Origin of the sequence: Streptomyces sp. NPDC004629, from assembly GCF_042873595.1 — a bacterium.
GTDB lineage: Bacteria > Actinomycetota > Actinomycetes > Streptomycetales > Streptomycetaceae > Streptomyces.
The window spans coordinates 1-15376 of record NZ_JBIALO010000053.1 but is presented as its reverse complement, the minus strand read 5'-3'; the positions used below and the strand labels follow the sequence as shown (position 1 = coordinate 15376).

Genomic DNA, 15376 nt, shown 5'->3' with positions numbered 1-15376 from the left:
CGCCGTCCTACCGCGGGGGCGGCCCCTGAGGGGGCTGGGCCGGCGGCTGGCCCTGCTGCGGGTATCCGGGCTGCGGATAGGGCCGGCTCTGCTGCTGGTACGGCTGCTGCCCCGGGACCTGCTGGTACGGCTGCCCCGGTGCCGGCTGCCCGGGTGCCGGCTGGCCGGGCAGCGGCTGGCCCGGCAGCGGCGGCGCGGCCACCGGCGGCGGGTTGCCGTCGCTGGTCCACAGCCCCTGCGCCTGCTGGTGCCGGGTGAAGTCCTCGGCGACCATGGCGGCCAGGTTGAAGTACGCCTCGCGCACCTTCGGGCGCATCATGTCGAGGTCGACCTCGGCACCGGCGGCCAGGTGCTCGTCGAAGGGCACCACGACCACGCCGCGGCACCGGGTCTCGAAGTGCGACACGATGTCCTCGACCTTGATCATCTTCCCGGTCTCGCGCACCCCGGAGATCACGGTGATGGACCGCGCGACCAGGTCGGCGTACCCGTGCGCGGACAGCCAGTCCAGCGTGGTACTGGCGCTGCTCGCGCCGTCCACGGACGGCGTCGAGATGATGATGAGCTGGTCGGCGAGGTCGAGCACCCCGCGCATCGCGCTGTACAGCAGGCCGGTGCCCGAGTCGGTGAGGATGACCGGGTACTGCCGGCCGAGCACGTCGATCGCGCGCCTGTAGTCCTCGTCGTTGAAGGTCGTGGACACGGCCGGGTCGACGTCGTTGGCGATGATCTCCAGGCCGGACGGCGCCTGCGAGGTGAAGCGCCGGATGTCCATGTACGAGTTGAGGTACGGGATCGCCTGGACGAGGTCGCGGATGGTCGCCCCGGTCTCGCGGCGCACCCGGCGGCCGAGCGTGCCGGCGTCCGGGTTGGCGTCGATGGCGAGGATCTTGTCCTGCCGCTCGCTGGCGAGTGTGGCGCCGAGCGCGGTCGTCGTGGTGGTCTTGCCCACGCCGCCCTTGAGGCTGATCACCGCGATCCGGTAGCAGGACAGCACCGGGGTGCGGATCAGCTGCAACTTCCGCTGCCGCTCGGCCTCTTCCTTCTTCCCGCCGATCCTGAAACGGGAGGACTGGGCGGCCGGCCGGCCGCTCTTCGCCTTCTGCCTCTTGTTGTTGAGCAGCCGGTCCGAGGACAGCTCCACGGCCGCGGTGTAACCGAGCGGCGCGGCACCGGGGTGGGTCGGCTGCCGCTGGTCGTGCTGGAGCGGCTGCGGCCAGGCGGCGCCCGTTCGGGGGTCGACGGGCTGCTGCGGGACCTGCGGGGGCATGGCCTGCTGAGCCTGGGCGGGGGGCTGCTGCGGCACGCCGGGCTGCGGCTGCCCCGACGGCGCGGGCTGCTGCGGGAAGCCGTAACCGCCGGGCTGGGCCGGTGGGTTGGGGGCGACCGGCGGCTGCGGGAAGCCGTAGCCGGCGGGCTGTCCGGCGGGCTGTCCGGCGGGCGGCTGGTCGGCCGCCGGCTGCGCGGCTCCCGGCTGCGCGGCGGGTGCCGGAGCGTTGGGCGCCTGCGGGGCCGGGGCTCCGGGCTGCGGGAAGCCGTAGCCCGCGGGCGTGCCGGGACCCGGGGCGGGGGCACCGCCGGGCTGGGGGGCCGCGGGGGTCGGGAAACCGTAGCCGCCCTGAGGAATGGGCGGTGCGGGCTGGTTCCAGGCGGCGGGCGCGGGCTGGGGAGCCAGCGGCTGGACGGCCGGCTGCTGCGGCGGCCCGGCTGCCGGACCCTCCGCACCGGCCCCCCGCGGGTCCGGCAGGCCGGGCGCGGCCGGTGCCTGCTGGGGCGCCTGACCGGGGGCGGGCTGCTGCGGCCCCGGCTGCACGGGCCACTGCGCGGCGGGCGCGGGCGCGGCGGGCTGGTACGAGGGCGGCAACGGCGGCACCGCACCCTGCGGCCCCGACACGGGCGGCCAGGCGGGCGGAGGGCCCTGCGGCACGGGGGGTGCGGGAGGCCCGGCGTCCTGCGGTACGGGCGCGGCAGGCGGCGCGGCAGGCACGGCGTCCTGGGGTGCCGGCGGAGCGGCAGGCGGCGCGGCGGGTACCGGAGGTACGGCGTCCTGCGGTGCGGGCGGCGTGGTGGGTACGGCGTCCTGCAGTGCCGGAGGCGCGATCGGGAACGCGTCCTGGGGTGCGGGCGGAGTCGCCGGCACCGCGTCCTGCGGTGCCGCGTCGGCGGCCACGGTCCTATCGGCGTCGAGGGCCTGCCCGACATCCGTGGACCCGGCGCCGACGGCGTCGCCATCCGCGTACGCATCGGTATCGGCCTGGGCTTCCGGAGCCACGTCCGTGTCCGCGCCGGCACCCGTGTCCGCCGCCGAGGCGCGCGCACGGTGCGAGTCCTCCTCCGAGGCCCCGGTCTCGGCCTCGTCCTCCGTGGCCGCCGTGCCGACAGCCGCGGCAAGCTCGGGCTCCGCGTCCACGGAGTCGTCGTGCTCCTCGCCCGAGTCGTCGCGCTCCTCGCCCGGGTCCTCGGCGTCGGCGTCCGGCTCCCCGGCCGTACCTTCGGCCGCCTCACCCTCGACGGCCTGCGCCTCCGACGCCGCCGACTCCTCCTCGCCGTCACCCGACGCGGGCGCAACGGTCTCGTCCGCCGCGGAGTTCACGCCGTCGTCCGTACTCGCCCGCCCCGCGCCCCCGGCGAGTTCCGCGAGTTCCGCGAGGTCACGCTTCAGTGCGACCGAGGAGAACCGCATCGTGGCGCCGCTCTCCAAGTCGCCGTTGTCCGGCTGCTCTTCGTCCGCTTCGGTCGGGGCAGGGGCCGGGGGAGCCGTGGGCGGGGACGCCGTCCACGGCTGGACCGCGCCGACCGGAAGGTCCGGCACGGCCGCCGGCGAGGCGGGACCGGTCTCCGGCCGCGGCTGCTGCGGCTCGAACCCGCTGCCCACCGGCAGCTTCGGCACCGCGACGGGACTACCGGTGGGCGGCGGGGGCGGAGCGAACGGCGCTCCCGGCCCGGCCGCGGGCGCAGGCGCGGCGGGCGCGGGCGGAGTGAACGGCGCGCCGGGCGCCGGAGCCGGCGGCGTGAAGGGCGCCCCGGGCGCGGGCGCCGGGGGCGTGAACGGGGCTCCGGGCGCCGGAGAAGCGGGGCCCGACGCTCCGCCGGCCTGTGCGTGCGGCGGAGGAGTCAGACCCGGAATCGGCGCACCGGGCGGGAACGGCGAGCCCTGCCTCGGGAACGAGGAAGGAGACGTACCGGACCCGGACGCCCCGCCCGGCCCGCCCGCCTGCTCCGGTGACCCACCGGACGCCTCCGACGAACCGGGCGACCCGGAGGATCCCGAGGAGCCCGATGACCCGGACCCGGATGACCCCGAGGGCCCGGAAGACCCGGCCGCCCCCGTCGCGCCCGCCGCGTTCTGCGTGTACCAGGCGGGCGGTGCGTAGTCGATGGTGAATTCGCCGGTCGTCTCGACGGCCGACTCCGCGTCGGGCTGGTCATCGCCGGGTGTGGCCCAGCCCCCGCGGATCCCGTCCCGATCGCTGCTCACAGTTCCTCCTGCTTGGTCGAGCACCCTCGTGCCGTGCCGGGGCGACCATCTCGTGTCGCTCTCAGTCGTCCGTTGTCGTTCGAGGTAGTCCGATCCACCGGCTCTCCCCCTGGGGCGCCGACGTCCCGTCCATGGGTACCGGCGTCACGCCCGCTCCCAGCCTAGTCACCGAGCCCCCCGCCCCGGCAGGCCTGTCCATCCCCGAGCGTGCGCCCACTCCGTCACACCCTGCCCGGAAGTGCCGTACACAGTCCGTGTATTGGTGAACATTCCGCGAGACAAGTATGAACAAGAGGGACGGAACGGGGCAGAGTTCGATCAGCGTCGGGCCCGAACCAACCTGCTACACACAAGGGTTGACCGGCGTACTGAAGGCCGGTCACGCCCGCCCCCGGCCAGAGCAGAAGAGGATCCGTCCAACACCCGGACGCCGTACGGGAGACGGTCGAGAAGGTCCCCGAATCCGGAGACGGACGAGGAGACCCCGACGCTCTTCTTCCAGCAGCCGGAGGGCGACGACTACGAGCTGAGCGGCCCCGAGCGGACGGACATCGTCTACGGGAGGGGCCGGGACTTCTTCGGCAAGCGGGAACTGGTGCGCGACGACGGCGCCCCGAGGACCCCGTCCTGATGGCGATCGGATGCGGCATCAGCGCCGGCCTCAAGCACTGAGCCACCGGCACCGAGCCACACGCGCGTGGGGGAAGGCGCGAGTGATGTGGCGCCTGATCTCAGCGGCAATCCCGAGCCACACGCGCGTGGGGGGCGCGAACCGGCACCTTCCCCCACGCGCGCGTGCCGTTCACCCCGGGCGGGCTCCGGTCACTCCGCGGCGGGCGCCCCGTCCCGCGGCGCGGGCTCCAGATCGAACTCGCCGTCCCGCGCGCCGAGCACGAACGCCCGCCACTCCGCCTCCGTGTACCGCAGCACGGTGTCCGGATCGAGGGACGACCGCATGGCCACCGCCCCGCCGGGCAGGTACGCGATCTCGACCCGCTCCTCGTGTTCCTCCGTGCCCGGCGCGCTGTGCCACTCGACGTCCGAGATGTCGAGCGCGTACAGCTCGTCGCGCTCCCGCTCCTTGCGCGCCTTGATCTCCTCCGCCGTCTCCGCCATGCCGCAGCGACCCCTTCCCGCACGTATACCGTTGATCCGGGCGCTCACCCTAGTGGTCGCCGCGGTCGCCGCGGAGTGCTTCGGCGGCCGGGGCAAAGGCGCACGCATCCGCCTGGTACCCTCAGTGACGGCCGTATGTGCGCGCACCCCCCGGAACCCCTCAGGGGCCCTGACGGACGCGCGCGACGGATCCCCGCCTCCGAGTTGTGGAAGCTCCCCCGAGATGAAGACCGGGGGCACTCGGCGGCCACTCACAGATCAAGAGGAGTACGCGTGTCGCTCGACGCCACCACGAAGAAGCAGATCATCTCCGAGTTCGGTACCAAGGAGGGCGACACCGGCTCCCCCGAGGTCCAGGTCGCTCTGCTGTCCCGCCGGATCTCCGACCTGACGGAGCACCTGAAGACCCACAAGCACGACCACCACTCCCGTCGCGGTCTGCTGATCCTCGTCGGTCAGCGCCGCCGCCTGCTGCAGTACCTGGCGAAGAAGGACATCCAGCGCTTCCGTGCCCTGGTCGACCGCCTCGGCATCCGCCGCGGTGCGGCGGGCGCCAAGTAAGACGCCGCGAAGGGAGCGGTTCCCGGAACGATCGGGGGCCGCTCCCTTTGCTGTACGTACGGAAACGTGCGGAGTGTCACTCACGCTTTGTAGTGTGGTAGCACAACGCAATACGGACGACACAGCAGGACAATGAACGAGGAGGAGCGCACCTCGCCGCCGCCGGTCCTCGGTAGTGGCCCCCGGGGGAGCGAACCCCGGGTGCTTCGATCGAAGACCGGCCCGCACCAGACGGAGCGCTTCTCCGCGACCGTCCCCCTGCCACACGGGCAGCCGCGGGACGAAGACGACAAGTAACGGAGAAAACGCTAGTGGAGAACGAGACCCACTACGCCGAGGCCGTCATCGACAACGGCGCCTTCGGCACCCGTACCATCCGCTTCGAGACGGGCCGCCTGGCCAAGCAGGCCGCCGGTTCCGCCGTGGCGTACCTGGACGACGACACCATGGTGCTGTCGGCCACCACCGCCTCCAAGAACCCCAAGGACCAGCTCGACTTCTTCCCGCTGACGGTGGACGTCGAGGAGCGGATGTACGCGGCCGGGAAGATCCCCGGCAGCTTCTTCCGCCGTGAGGGCCGCCCCTCCGAGGACGCGATCCTCACCTGCCGGCTCATCGACCGGCCGCTGCGCCCCTCGTTCAAGAAGGGCCTGCGCAACGAGATCCAGGTCGTCGCCACGGTCATGGCCCTCAACCCCGACCACCTGTACGACGTCGTCGCGATCAACGCCGCGTCCGCGTCCACCCAGCTGGCCGGCCTGCCCTTCTCCGGTCCGATCGGCGGCGTCCGCGTCGCGCTGATCCGCGGCCAGTGGGTGGCGTTCCCGACCCACACCGAGCTGGCGGACGCCGTCTTCGACATGGTCGTCGCCGGTCGCGTCCTGGAGGACGGCGACATCGCGATCATGATGGTCGAGGCCGAGGCCACCGATGAGACCATCAAGCTGGTCGCCGACGGCTCCGAGGCGCCGACCGAGGAGGTCGTCGCCGCCGGCCTGGATGCCGCGAAGCCGTTCATCAAGGTCCTGTGCAAGGCCCAGGCCGACCTCGCCGCCAAGGCCGCCAAGCCGGTCGGCGAGTTCCCCATCTTCCTGGACTACCAGGACGACGTCCTGGAGGCCCTGACCGGCGCCGTCCGGCCCGAGCTGGCCCAGGCGCTCACCATCGCCGGCAAGCAGGAGCGCGAGGCGGAGCTGGACCGCGTCAAGCAGCTCGCCGCCGAGAAGCTGCTGCCGGAGTTCGAGGGCCGCGAGAAGGAGATCTCCGCCGCGTACCGCTCGCTGACCAAGAGCCTGGTCCGGGAGCGCGTCATCAAGGAGAAGAAGCGCATCGACGGCCGTGGCGTGACGGACATCCGGACGCTCGCCGCCGAGGTCGAGGCTATCCCGCGGGTGCACGGTTCCGCGCTGTTCGAGCGTGGCGAGACCCAGATCCTGGGCGTCACCACCCTCAACATGCTCCGCATGGAGCAGCAGCTGGACACCCTCTCCCCGGTGACCCGCAAGCGCTACATGCACAACTACAACTTCCCGCCGTACTCCACCGGTGAGACCGGCCGCGTCGGCTCCCCGAAGCGCCGCGAGATCGGCCACGGCGCCCTCGCCGAGCGCGCCCTGGTCCCGGTCCTGCCGACCCGCGAGGAGTTCCCCTACGCGATCCGCCAGGTGTCCGAGGCCCTCGGCTCCAACGGCTCGACGTCCATGGGCTCCGTCTGCGCCTCCACCATGTCGCTGCTGAACGCCGGTGTGCCGCTGAAGGCCCCGGTCGCCGGCATTGCCATGGGCCTGATCTCCCAGGAGATCGACGGCGAGACGCACTACGTCACCCTCACCGACATCCTCGGTGCGGAGGACGCCTTCGGTGACATGGACTTCAAGGTCGCCGGCACGAAGGACTTCGTGACCGCCCTCCAGCTCGACACCAAGCTGGACGGCATCCCGGCCTCCGTCCTGGCCGCGGCCCTCAAGCAGGCCCGCGACGCCCGGCTGCACATCCTCGACGTGATGATGGAGGCCATCGACCGGCCCGACGAGATGTCCCCGCACGCCCCGCGGATCATCACCGTCAAGATCCCGGTCGACAAGATCGGCGAGGTCATCGGCCCCAAGGGCAAGATGATCAACCAGATCCAGGAGGACACGGGCGCCGAGATCACCATCGAGGACGACGGCACGATCTACATCGGTGCCGCCGACGGCCCGTCCGCCGAGGCCGCCCGCACCACGATCAACGGCATCGCCAACCCGACGATGCCCGAGGTCGGCGAGCGCTACCTCGGTACGGTCGTGAAGACGACCACCTTCGGTGCGTTCGTCTCCCTGCTGCCCGGCAAGGACGGTCTGCTGCACATCTCGCAGATCCGCAAGCTGGCCGGCGGCAAGCGCGTGGAGAACGTCGACGACGTGCTCGGTGTGGGCCAGAAGGTCCAGGTCGAGATCGCCGAGATCGACTCCCGCGGCAAGCTCTCCCTCATCCCGGTGATCGAGGGCGAGGACAGTGCCTCCGATGGCGGCGCCGCCGCGGGCTCGGACAAGAAGGACGACGCCGACAAGTGACGTCGCGTAACGCCATGGCGACGGCCCGCACCTCCACGGAGGCGCGGGCCGTCGCCCGTACCCAAACCCTCATCAAGGGCACCAACGGCATCGGCACGGTCCGCAAGACCACCCTCCCCGGCGGCCTGCGCATCGTCACCGAGACCCTGCCCTCGGTGCGCTCCGCCACCTTCGGCATCTGGGCGCATGTCGGCTCCCGTGACGAGACGCCGTCCCTCAACGGCGCCACGCACTACCTGGAGCACCTGCTCTTCAAGGGCACCGGCCGCAGGTCCGCCCTGGACATCTCCGCCGCGATCGACGCGGTCGGCGGCGAGATGAACGCGTTCACGGCGAAGGAGTACACGTGCTACTACGCGCGCGTGCTCGACACCGACCTGCCGCTCGCCATCGACGTCGTCTGCGACATGCTGACCGGCTCGCTGATCCTCGAAGAGGACGTCAACGTCGAGCGCGGTGCCATCCTCGAAGAGATCGCCATGACCGAGGACGACCCCGGCGACTGTGTGCACGACCTGTTCGCGCACACCATGTTCGGTGACAGCGCCCTCGGCCGGCCCGTCCTCGGCACGGTCGACACGGTCAACGCCCTCTCCGCGGACCGCATCCGCCGCTTCTACAAGAAGCACTACGACCCGACGCACCTGGTCGTGGCGGCCGCGGGCAACATCGACCACAACAAGGTCGTACGCCAGGTCAGGGCCGCCTTCGAGAAGGCCGGCGCCCTCGGCAGCCCGGACGCGGTGCCCGTCGCCCCGCGCGACGGCCGCCGCACGATCCGCACCGCGGGCCGCGTCGAACTGCTCGGCCGCAAGACCGAGCAGGCGCACGTGGTGCTCGGCCTGCCGGGCCTGGCCCGCACCGACGACCGCCGCTGGGCCCTGGGCGTGCTGAACACGGCGCTGGGCGGCGGGATGTCCTCCCGCCTGTTCCAGGAGGTCCGCGAGAAGCGCGGCCTGGCCTACAGCGTGTACTCGTACACCTCCGGGTTCGCCGACTGCGGCCTGTTCGGCGTGTACGCGGGCTGCCGCCCGAGCCAGGTGCACGACGTGCTGAAGATCTGCCGCGACGAACTGGACCACGTCGCCGAGCACGGGCTGTCCGACGACGAGATCGCCCGCGCCATGGGGCAGCTCCAGGGCTCGACGGTGCTCGGCCTTGAGGACACCGGCGCGCTGATGAACCGTATCGGCAAGAGCGAGCTGTGCTGGGGCGAGCAGATGTCCGTGGACGACATGCTGGCCCGGATCGCGCAGGTCACCCCGGACGAGGTCCGCGCGGTCGCCCGTGACGTCCTCGGCCGGCGGCCCTCGCTGTCGGTCATCGGCCCGCTCAAGGACAAGCAGGCCGCGCGGCTGCACGAAGCCGTCGCCTAGAGCACCCGGCCACAACACCTGCGGTCACATCACCTCCGGTTAGGAAGCAAGAACATGAGCAAGCTGCGCGTGGCGGTCCTCGGTGCCAGGGGCCGGATCGGTTCCGAGGCGGTACGGGCCGTCGAGGCCGCCGAGGACATGGAACTGGTGGCCGCCCTCGGCCGGGGCGACAAGCTGGAGACGCTGGCGGAGACCGGCGCCCAGGTCGCGGTCGAACTGACCACCCCCGCCTCGGTGATGGGCAACCTCGACTTCTGCGTGCGGCACAACATCCACGCCGTCGTCGGCACCACCGGCTGGACCGAGGAGCGCCTCGCGCAGCTGCGCGGCTGGCTCGCCCGGTCCCCGGAGACGGGCGTGCTCATCGCCCCGAACTTCTCCATCGGCGCCGTCCTGACCATGAAGTTCGCGCAGATCGCCGCGCCCTACTTCGAGTCGGTCGAGGTCATCGAACTGCACCACCCGAACAAGGTGGACGCCCCGTCCGGGACCGCCACGCGCACGGCCCAGCTCATCGCGGAGGCGCGCCGCCGGGCCGGCTCGGCACCGGCGCCGGACGCGACGGTCAGCGCCCTCGACGGCGCCCGTGGCGCGAGCGTGGACGGCGTCCCCGTCCACGCCGTACGGCTGCGCGGGCTGCTCGCCCACCAGGAGGTGCTGCTCGGCGGCGAGGGCGAGACCCTCACCCTCCGCCACGACTCCCTGCACCACAGCAGCTTCATGCCGGGCATCCTGCTCGGCGCGCGCCGCGTGGTGTCGGCGCCCGGCCTGACGTTCGGCCTGGAGCACTTCCTGGACCTGGGCTGACCCGAGGATCCCTGCTCACATGCGCGCGAAGATCTCCTACGCCGTCACGGCCGCCCTGCTGGTCTTCTACTTCGTCCTGGTCGGCAGCCGCGGCGTCATGCTCATCCAGTCCGGCACGCTCCTCACCGTCACCTTCGGGGTCGCGGTGCTGATCCTGCCGGTGATCGGTGTGTGGTTCCTGTGGAAGAACACCCAGTTCGTCCGCCGGGCCAACCAGCTTGCCGCCGAACTCGACGCCGAGGGCGGACTGCCCGTCGACGAGTTGAAGCGCACCGCCGCGGGCCGCATCGACCGGGACTCGGCCGACGAGGTCTTCGCCCGGCGCAAGGCCGAGACGGAGGCGGCCCCCGACGACTGGCGCAGCTGGTTCCGCCTCGCCGTCGCCTACCATGACGCCCGCGACACCCCGCGCGCCCGCAAGGCGATGCAGCGGGCCATCGCGCTGCACCAGTCGTCGGCGCGCTGAGTCCGCACGCGGCAACCGTCGTGCTGAGGCCCGAGCGCCACAGCTCTGGCAACGGGACGGGGCCCGGTCCGGGTCGTGCGGACCGGGCCCCGTCCCATGTGCCGCTCAGCCCCGCCGGTACTCCGCCGCCCAGGCCTCGACGGTGTCCGCAGCCCGGTCGAAGGCCGAGGGTCGCGCCAGGAAGTCGAGGCTGTGCGTGGTCAGCAGCGGCGCGGACTCCTCGGCCGCACGGTCCTGGCGTACGAGGACCAGCGCCTGCCCCTGCACCGTGCGCGGCAGCCCGAGCCAGCGCACCGGCGTCTGCACCGTACGCACCTCGACGACCCGCTTCCACGGCATGGTGCGGGTGACGAGGAAGTCCACATGGCGCAGGCCGCGCGCGCTCACCCACACACCCATGCGCAGCAGCCGCAGCGCCGCGACGATGACGAGCAGGGCGAGGGCGAACACCAGCCCCGCGGAGGCCGGCGGGGCGGTCAGGGCGATGATGACGGCGCCGAACAGCACGAACGAGGCGAGCAGCAGCCACAGCGCGGCCGCTCCCACCCGCCACGGGCCCGGCCGGTAGGGCCGGCGCCAACGGGCGCGGTCGTCGTGCGGCAACGCGATGTCGTCGGCTGCCTCGAAGGAGCGGTCGGCCGTCAGGAAGGGCAGGGGCACGGCTGGTCCTCACTCGTCCATGCGTGGGCTGTGCCCGGTGAGGCTATCCGCCGGGGTCCCCGCTCACCACCCGCGGGGGTCCGTAAGGGGGGCGCACCGGGGCCGTACCCGGTCAGCGCCCCTGCGAGGCCTGCGACTGCGGGGTCTGTGGTGCGGCGGGGGCGGACAGCGCGGGTATCCCGAGGACCAGGGAGCCCACGAGCCCGGCCACGAGCGTGAGCCCGAGCAGCCAGCGCCCGGCCATCTGACCGGCGGACGCACGCTGTCGCGGCGGGGGAGGGACATTGCTGCGGAACTTGTCGGCCTCGGCGAGGAAGGCGAACGGCACGGGTTCGCGCCGGCGGAGCATCGGGCGAGCATCTCCCTTCGGGAAGCGGACATCGGGATCGAACGGATGACTCTCACCCGGACAGACGAGTGAACGGCGGGAAAGGTGCCCGGTTTCGCCAAATTCATCGGGTCCCGACAGTGAACGCCCGGTTTGACGGGCCGTAGAGTGGCGTCGCCAAGTGACGAGATGGGAAGGACCCGCCGCATCGTGACCCCCACCCCCGACGACGAGTTCAAGATCGAGCTGCGCAGCGATATCACCGTCGAACTGGTCAAGCACAGCGCGGCGGACGCCGACGTGCTGTTCGCGGCCCGTGTCTCGACGGTCGGGGAGCAGTCCCTGGACGAGCTGAACAAGGACCCCGAGCGCTCGAAGGGTCTGATCAACTTCCTCATGCGGGACCGGCACGGCAGCCCGTTCGAGCACAACTCGATGACGTTCTTCGTCAGCGCTCCGATCTTCGTGTTCCGCGAGTTCATGCGGCACCGCGTGGGCTGGTCCTACAACGAGGAGTCCGGCCGCTACCGCGAGCTGCAGCCGGTCTTCTACGTGCCGGACACGTCGCGCAAGCTGGTGCAGCAGGGACGGCCTGGCAAGTACGTGTTCGTCGAGGGCTCACCCGGGCAGCACGAGCTGGTGACGCACTCCATGGAGGAGTCCTACCGCCAGGCGTACCGGACCTACCAGCGGATGCTCGCCGAGGGGATCGCCCGCGAGGTGGCCCGGTCCGTGCTCCCGGTCGGCCTCTACTCCTCGATGTACGCCACCTGCAACGCCCGCTCGCTGATGCACTTCCTCGGCCTGCGCACCCAGCACGAGCTGGCCAAGGTGCCGTCCTTCCCACAGCGGGAGATCGAGATGGTCGGCGAGCGGATGGAGGCCGCCTGGGCCCAGCTCATGCCGCTCACCCACGCCGCCTTCAACGCCAACGGCCGCGTCGCCCCCTGAATCCGCACGCAGGTACGGATCAGCCTCGCGAAGTGTCCGTATTGCGGCATTTGGAGAAGTTCATCTAGCCTGATCAAACGGACCCGGCACTGCTTGAACCCCCGAGCAGGCAGTGCCGGGCTCCGCATTTGTCCGGACTTTCCCGGCACCCCTAGGGCAGACCGCGCAGTGAGCAGCGAGTAGCGTGTTACCCATGGCTCCGACCTCCACTCCGCAGACCCCCTTCGGGAGGGTCCTCACCGCCATGGTCACGCCCTTCACGGCGGACGGCGCGCTCGACCTCGACGGCGCCCAGCGGCTCGCCACCCACCTGGTGGACGCAGGCAACGACGGCCTGATCGTCAACGGCACCACCGGCGAGTCCCCCACCACCAGCGACGCGGAGAAAACGGATCTCGTACGAGCGGTCCTGGGGGCGGTCGGCGACCGCGCCCACGTCGTGGCCGGTGTCGGCACCAACGACACCCACCACAGCATCGAGCTGGCCCACGCCGCGGAGAAGACGGGCGCACACGGCCTCCTGCTCGTCACCCCGTACTACAACAAGCCCCCGCAGGAGGGCCTGTACCGGCACTTCACCGCCGTCGCCGACGCCGCCGAGCTGCCGGTCATGCTGTACGACATCCCCGGCCGCAGCGGCGTCCCGATCAACACCGAGACCCTGGTCCGCCTCGCCGAGCACCCGAGGATCGTCGCCAACAAGGACGCCAAGGGCGACCTCGGCCGGGCCGGCTGGGCCATCGCCCAGTCCGGCCTCGCCTGGTACTCCGGCGACGACATGCTCAACCTGCCGCTGCTCTCCATCGGCGCGGTCGGCTTCGTCTCGGTCGTCGGCCATGTGGTCACCCCGGACCTGCGCGCCCTGGTCGACGCCTTCACCTCGGGCGACGTCCACAAGGCCACCGAGATCCACCAGAAGCTGCTCCCCGTCTACACCGGCATGTTCCGCACCCAGGGCGTCATGACGGCCAAGGCCGCGCTCGCCCTCCAGGGCCTGCCCGCAGGACCGCTGCGCGCACCCATGGTCGAGTGCACGCCGGAGGAGATCGCCCAGCTCAAGATCGATCTTGCCGCCGGCGGGATACAGCTCTAACACCAGACTTGGCACCATCCGGGCTTCACAACTGAATAGGCGGGCCACCGGTGCCCGCATCCGACAACGACAACTGCTTCTGCACGAACGTCACGCGCGCCACGTGCCCACCGGTACGTGGCGCGCGTGGTGAGGAGAGTCTTTTGAGTCATCCGCATCCTGAACTCGGCTCACCCCCGCCGCTCCCCGAAGGCGGCCTGCGGGTCACCCCACTCGGCGGTCTCGGTGAGATCGGCCGGAACATGACGGTCTTCGAGTACGGCGGCCGACTGCTGATCGTCGACTGCGGAGTGCTCTTCCCCGAGGAGGAGCAGCCCGGAATCGATCTGATCCTGCCGGACTTCTCGTCGATCAGAGACCGTCTCGACGACATCGACGGCATCGTGCTCACCCACGGCCACGAGGACCACATCGGCGGAGTCCCGTTCCTCCTCAAGGAGAAGCCGGACATCCCGCTGATCGGCTCCAAGCTCACCCTCGCCCTGATCGAGGCGAAGCTCCAGGAACACCGCATCCGCCCGTACACCCTCGAAGTCGCCGAGGGCAACCGCGAGCGCATCGGCCCCTTCGACTGCGAGTTCGTCGCGGTCAACCACTCCATCCCGGACGCCCTCGCGGTCGCGATCCGCACTCCCGCCGGCATGGTGGTCCACACGGGCGACTTCAAGATGGACCAGCTGCCGCTGGACAATCGCCTCACGGATCTACACGCGTTCGCGCGGCTGAGCGAGGAGGGCATCGACCTCCTCCTCGCCGACTCCACCAACGCCGAGGTCCCCGGCTTCACCCCGCACGAGCGGGACATCTCCAACGTCCTGCGCCAGGTCTTCGCGAGCGCCCGCAAGCGGATCATCGTGGCCAGCTTCGCCAGCCACGTCCACCGCATCCAGCAGATCCTGGACGCGGCACACGAGTACGGCCGCCGGGTCGCCTTCGTCGGCCGTTCGATGGTCCGCAACATGGGCATCGCCCGCGACCTGGGCTATCTGAAGGTCCCGCCGGGTCTGGTGGTGGACGTGAAGACGCTCGACGACCTGCCGGACGCCGAGGTGGTCCTGGTCTGCACGGGCTCCCAGGGCGAACCGATGGCCGCCCTGTCCCGGATGGCCAACAGGGACCACCAGATCCGCATCGTCGAGGGTGACACGGTCATCCTGGCCTCGTCCCTCATCCCGGGCAACGAGAACGCCGTCTACCGCGTGATCAACGGCCTGACCCGCTGGGGCGCCAACGTCGTCCACAAGGGCAACGCCAAGGTGCACGTCTCCGGCCACGCGTCCGCCGGCGAGCTGCTGTACTTCTACAACATCTGCCGCCCGAAGAACCTGATGCCGGTGCACGGCGAGTGGCGCCACCTGCGGGCCAACGCCGAACTGGGAGCCCTCACCGGCATCCCGCACGACCGGATCGTCATCGCGGAGGACGGCGTCGTGGTCGACCTCGTCGAGGGCAAGGCGAAGATCTCCGGCAAGGTCCAGGCCGGCTATGTGTACGTCGACGGCCTCTCGGTCGGCGATGTCGGTGAGCCCGCCCTGAAGGACCGCAAGATCCTCGGCGACGAGGGCATCATCTCGGTCTTCGTGGTGGTGGACTCCTCCACCGGCAAGATCACGGGCGGCCCGCACGTCCAGGCCCGCGGCTCCGGCATCGAGGACTCCGCCTTCGCGGGCGTCATCCCGAAGATCACGGAAGCACTGGAGCGGTCGGCCCAGGACGGTGTCGTGGAACCCCACCAGCTGCAACAACTCATCCGCCGTGCCCTGGGCAAATGGGTCTCGGACACCTATCGGCGCAGGCCGATGATCCTCCCCGTCGTCGTGGAGGTCTGACCCGCGGACGTTCCCTCGTCCGTGTGAACCCGGAGCGGGGGGGGGGGGGCGGGGGGGGGGGGGGGCCCCCCCCCCCCCCCGCCCTATTTGTGGCGCCGCGGGGGTTGGGAGCGCGGGCCCGGGGGGGGGGGGGGGGGCGCGCACCGCGGGGGGCGA

General features: G+C 71.5%; 12 protein-coding genes and 1 pseudogene. 8 read left to right on the top strand and 5 right to left on the bottom strand.

What is annotated here, in order from left to right; translation table 11 throughout:
* Positions 1–7: 7 nt before the first annotated feature.
* From ACFYTE_RS40395 to ACFYTE_RS40385, 3 genes and pseudogenes are all read right to left on the bottom strand, one after another.
* A complete protein-coding gene (locus tag ACFYTE_RS40395; RefSeq protein ID WP_388721992.1) occupies positions 8–2890 on the bottom strand; it encodes an AAA family ATPase in 2883 nt (960 codons plus the stop codon).
* Positions 2891–3397: 507 nt separating this feature from the next.
* Positions 3398–3478, bottom strand: a pseudogene (locus tag ACFYTE_RS40390) (SCO5717 family growth-regulating ATPase); the annotation flags it as partial.
* Between the two features lie 822 nt (positions 3479–4300).
* Positions 4301–4594 carry a DUF397 domain-containing protein gene (locus ACFYTE_RS40385; protein WP_388721962.1) on the bottom strand — a complete coding sequence of 98 codons (294 nt, stop codon included), beginning with the start codon at positions 4592–4594 and terminating at the stop codon, positions 4301–4303.
* A gap of 273 nt (positions 4595–4867) precedes the next feature.
* Here ACFYTE_RS40385 and rpsO point away from each other — a divergent pair, with 273 nt between their 5' ends.
* The 5 genes from rpsO to ACFYTE_RS40360 all read left to right on the top strand — a co-directional run bounded on the left by rpsO (position 4868) and on the right by ACFYTE_RS40360 (position 10359).
* The gene (rpsO, locus tag ACFYTE_RS40380) at positions 4868–5155 is read left to right on the top strand and encodes a 30S ribosomal protein S15 (protein WP_121895609.1); all 288 of its coding nucleotides are present in this window, start codon (positions 4868–4870) and stop codon (positions 5153–5155) included.
* A gap of 311 nt (positions 5156–5466) precedes the next feature.
* A complete protein-coding gene (locus ACFYTE_RS40375; RefSeq protein WP_388721960.1) occupies positions 5467–7710 on the top strand; it encodes a polyribonucleotide nucleotidyltransferase in 2244 nt (747 codons plus the stop codon).
* Complete coding sequence (locus ACFYTE_RS40370) at positions 7707–9086, top strand: M16 family metallopeptidase (RefSeq protein ID WP_388721958.1); 1380 nt, start codon at positions 7707–7709, stop codon at positions 9084–9086. The genes ACFYTE_RS40375 and ACFYTE_RS40370 overlap by 4 nt, the downstream gene beginning before the upstream one ends.
* 54 nt (positions 9087–9140) lie before the next feature.
* Positions 9141–9893, top strand: coding sequence for a 4-hydroxy-tetrahydrodipicolinate reductase (gene dapB, locus ACFYTE_RS40365; protein ID WP_388721956.1), 753 nt, complete (start codon positions 9141–9143; stop codon positions 9891–9893).
* A gap of 19 nt (positions 9894–9912) precedes the next feature.
* Positions 9913–10359 (top strand): hypothetical protein, encoded by a 447-nt coding sequence (locus tag ACFYTE_RS40360; protein WP_388721954.1) that lies wholly within the window; start codon positions 9913–9915, stop codon positions 10357–10359.
* Positions 10360–10464: 105 nt separating this feature from the next.
* Here ACFYTE_RS40360 and ACFYTE_RS40355 read toward each other — a convergent pair whose 3' ends face one another.
* Both ACFYTE_RS40355 and ACFYTE_RS40350 read right to left on the bottom strand, forming a co-directional pair.
* Positions 10465–11019: a hypothetical protein gene (locus ACFYTE_RS40355; protein WP_388721952.1), complete on the bottom strand. Its 555-nt coding sequence runs from the start codon at positions 11017–11019 to the stop codon at positions 10465–10467.
* A 112-nt stretch (positions 11020–11131) separates the two neighbouring features.
* Positions 11132–11368 carry a hypothetical protein gene (locus ACFYTE_RS40350; protein WP_388721950.1) on the bottom strand — a complete coding sequence of 79 codons (237 nt, stop codon included), beginning with the start codon at positions 11366–11368 and terminating at the stop codon, positions 11132–11134.
* A 189-nt stretch (positions 11369–11557) separates the two neighbouring features.
* Between ACFYTE_RS40350 and thyX the strand changes: the two genes are divergently transcribed.
* The 3 genes from thyX to ACFYTE_RS40335 all read left to right on the top strand — a co-directional run bounded on the left by thyX (position 11558) and on the right by ACFYTE_RS40335 (position 15220).
* Positions 11558–12298 carry an FAD-dependent thymidylate synthase gene (gene thyX / locus ACFYTE_RS40345; RefSeq protein WP_388721948.1) on the top strand — a complete coding sequence of 247 codons (741 nt, stop codon included), beginning with the start codon at positions 11558–11560 and terminating at the stop codon, positions 12296–12298.
* Between the two features lie 193 nt (positions 12299–12491).
* Positions 12492–13391, top strand: coding sequence for a 4-hydroxy-tetrahydrodipicolinate synthase (gene dapA, locus ACFYTE_RS40340; RefSeq protein ID WP_388721946.1), 900 nt, complete (start codon positions 12492–12494; stop codon positions 13389–13391).
* Between the two features lie 143 nt (positions 13392–13534).
* Complete coding sequence (locus tag ACFYTE_RS40335; RefSeq protein WP_388721944.1) at positions 13535–15220, top strand: ribonuclease J; 1686 nt, start codon at positions 13535–13537, stop codon at positions 15218–15220.
* The last annotated feature ends 156 nt before the right edge of the window (positions 15221–15376 follow it).

Excerpts from the sequence above, each read along its gene's own strand:
- ACFYTE_RS40385 (WP_388721962.1), bottom strand. The coding sequence starts at position 4,594 with ATGGCGGAGACGGCGGAGGAGATCAAGGCGCGCAAGGAGCGGGAGCGC.
- dapB (WP_388721956.1), top strand. The coding sequence starts at position 9,141 with ATGAGCAAGCTGCGCGTGGCGGTCCTCGGTGCCAGGGGCCGGATCGGT.
- ACFYTE_RS40360 (WP_388721954.1), top strand. The coding sequence starts at position 9,913 with ATGCGCGCGAAGATCTCCTACGCCGTCACGGCCGCCCTGCTGGTCTTC.
- ACFYTE_RS40350 (WP_388721950.1), bottom strand. The coding sequence starts at position 11,368 with ATGCTCCGCCGGCGCGAACCCGTGCCGTTCGCCTTCCTCGCCGAGGCC.
- dapA (WP_388721946.1), top strand. The coding sequence starts at position 12,492 with ATGGCTCCGACCTCCACTCCGCAGACCCCCTTCGGGAGGGTCCTCACC.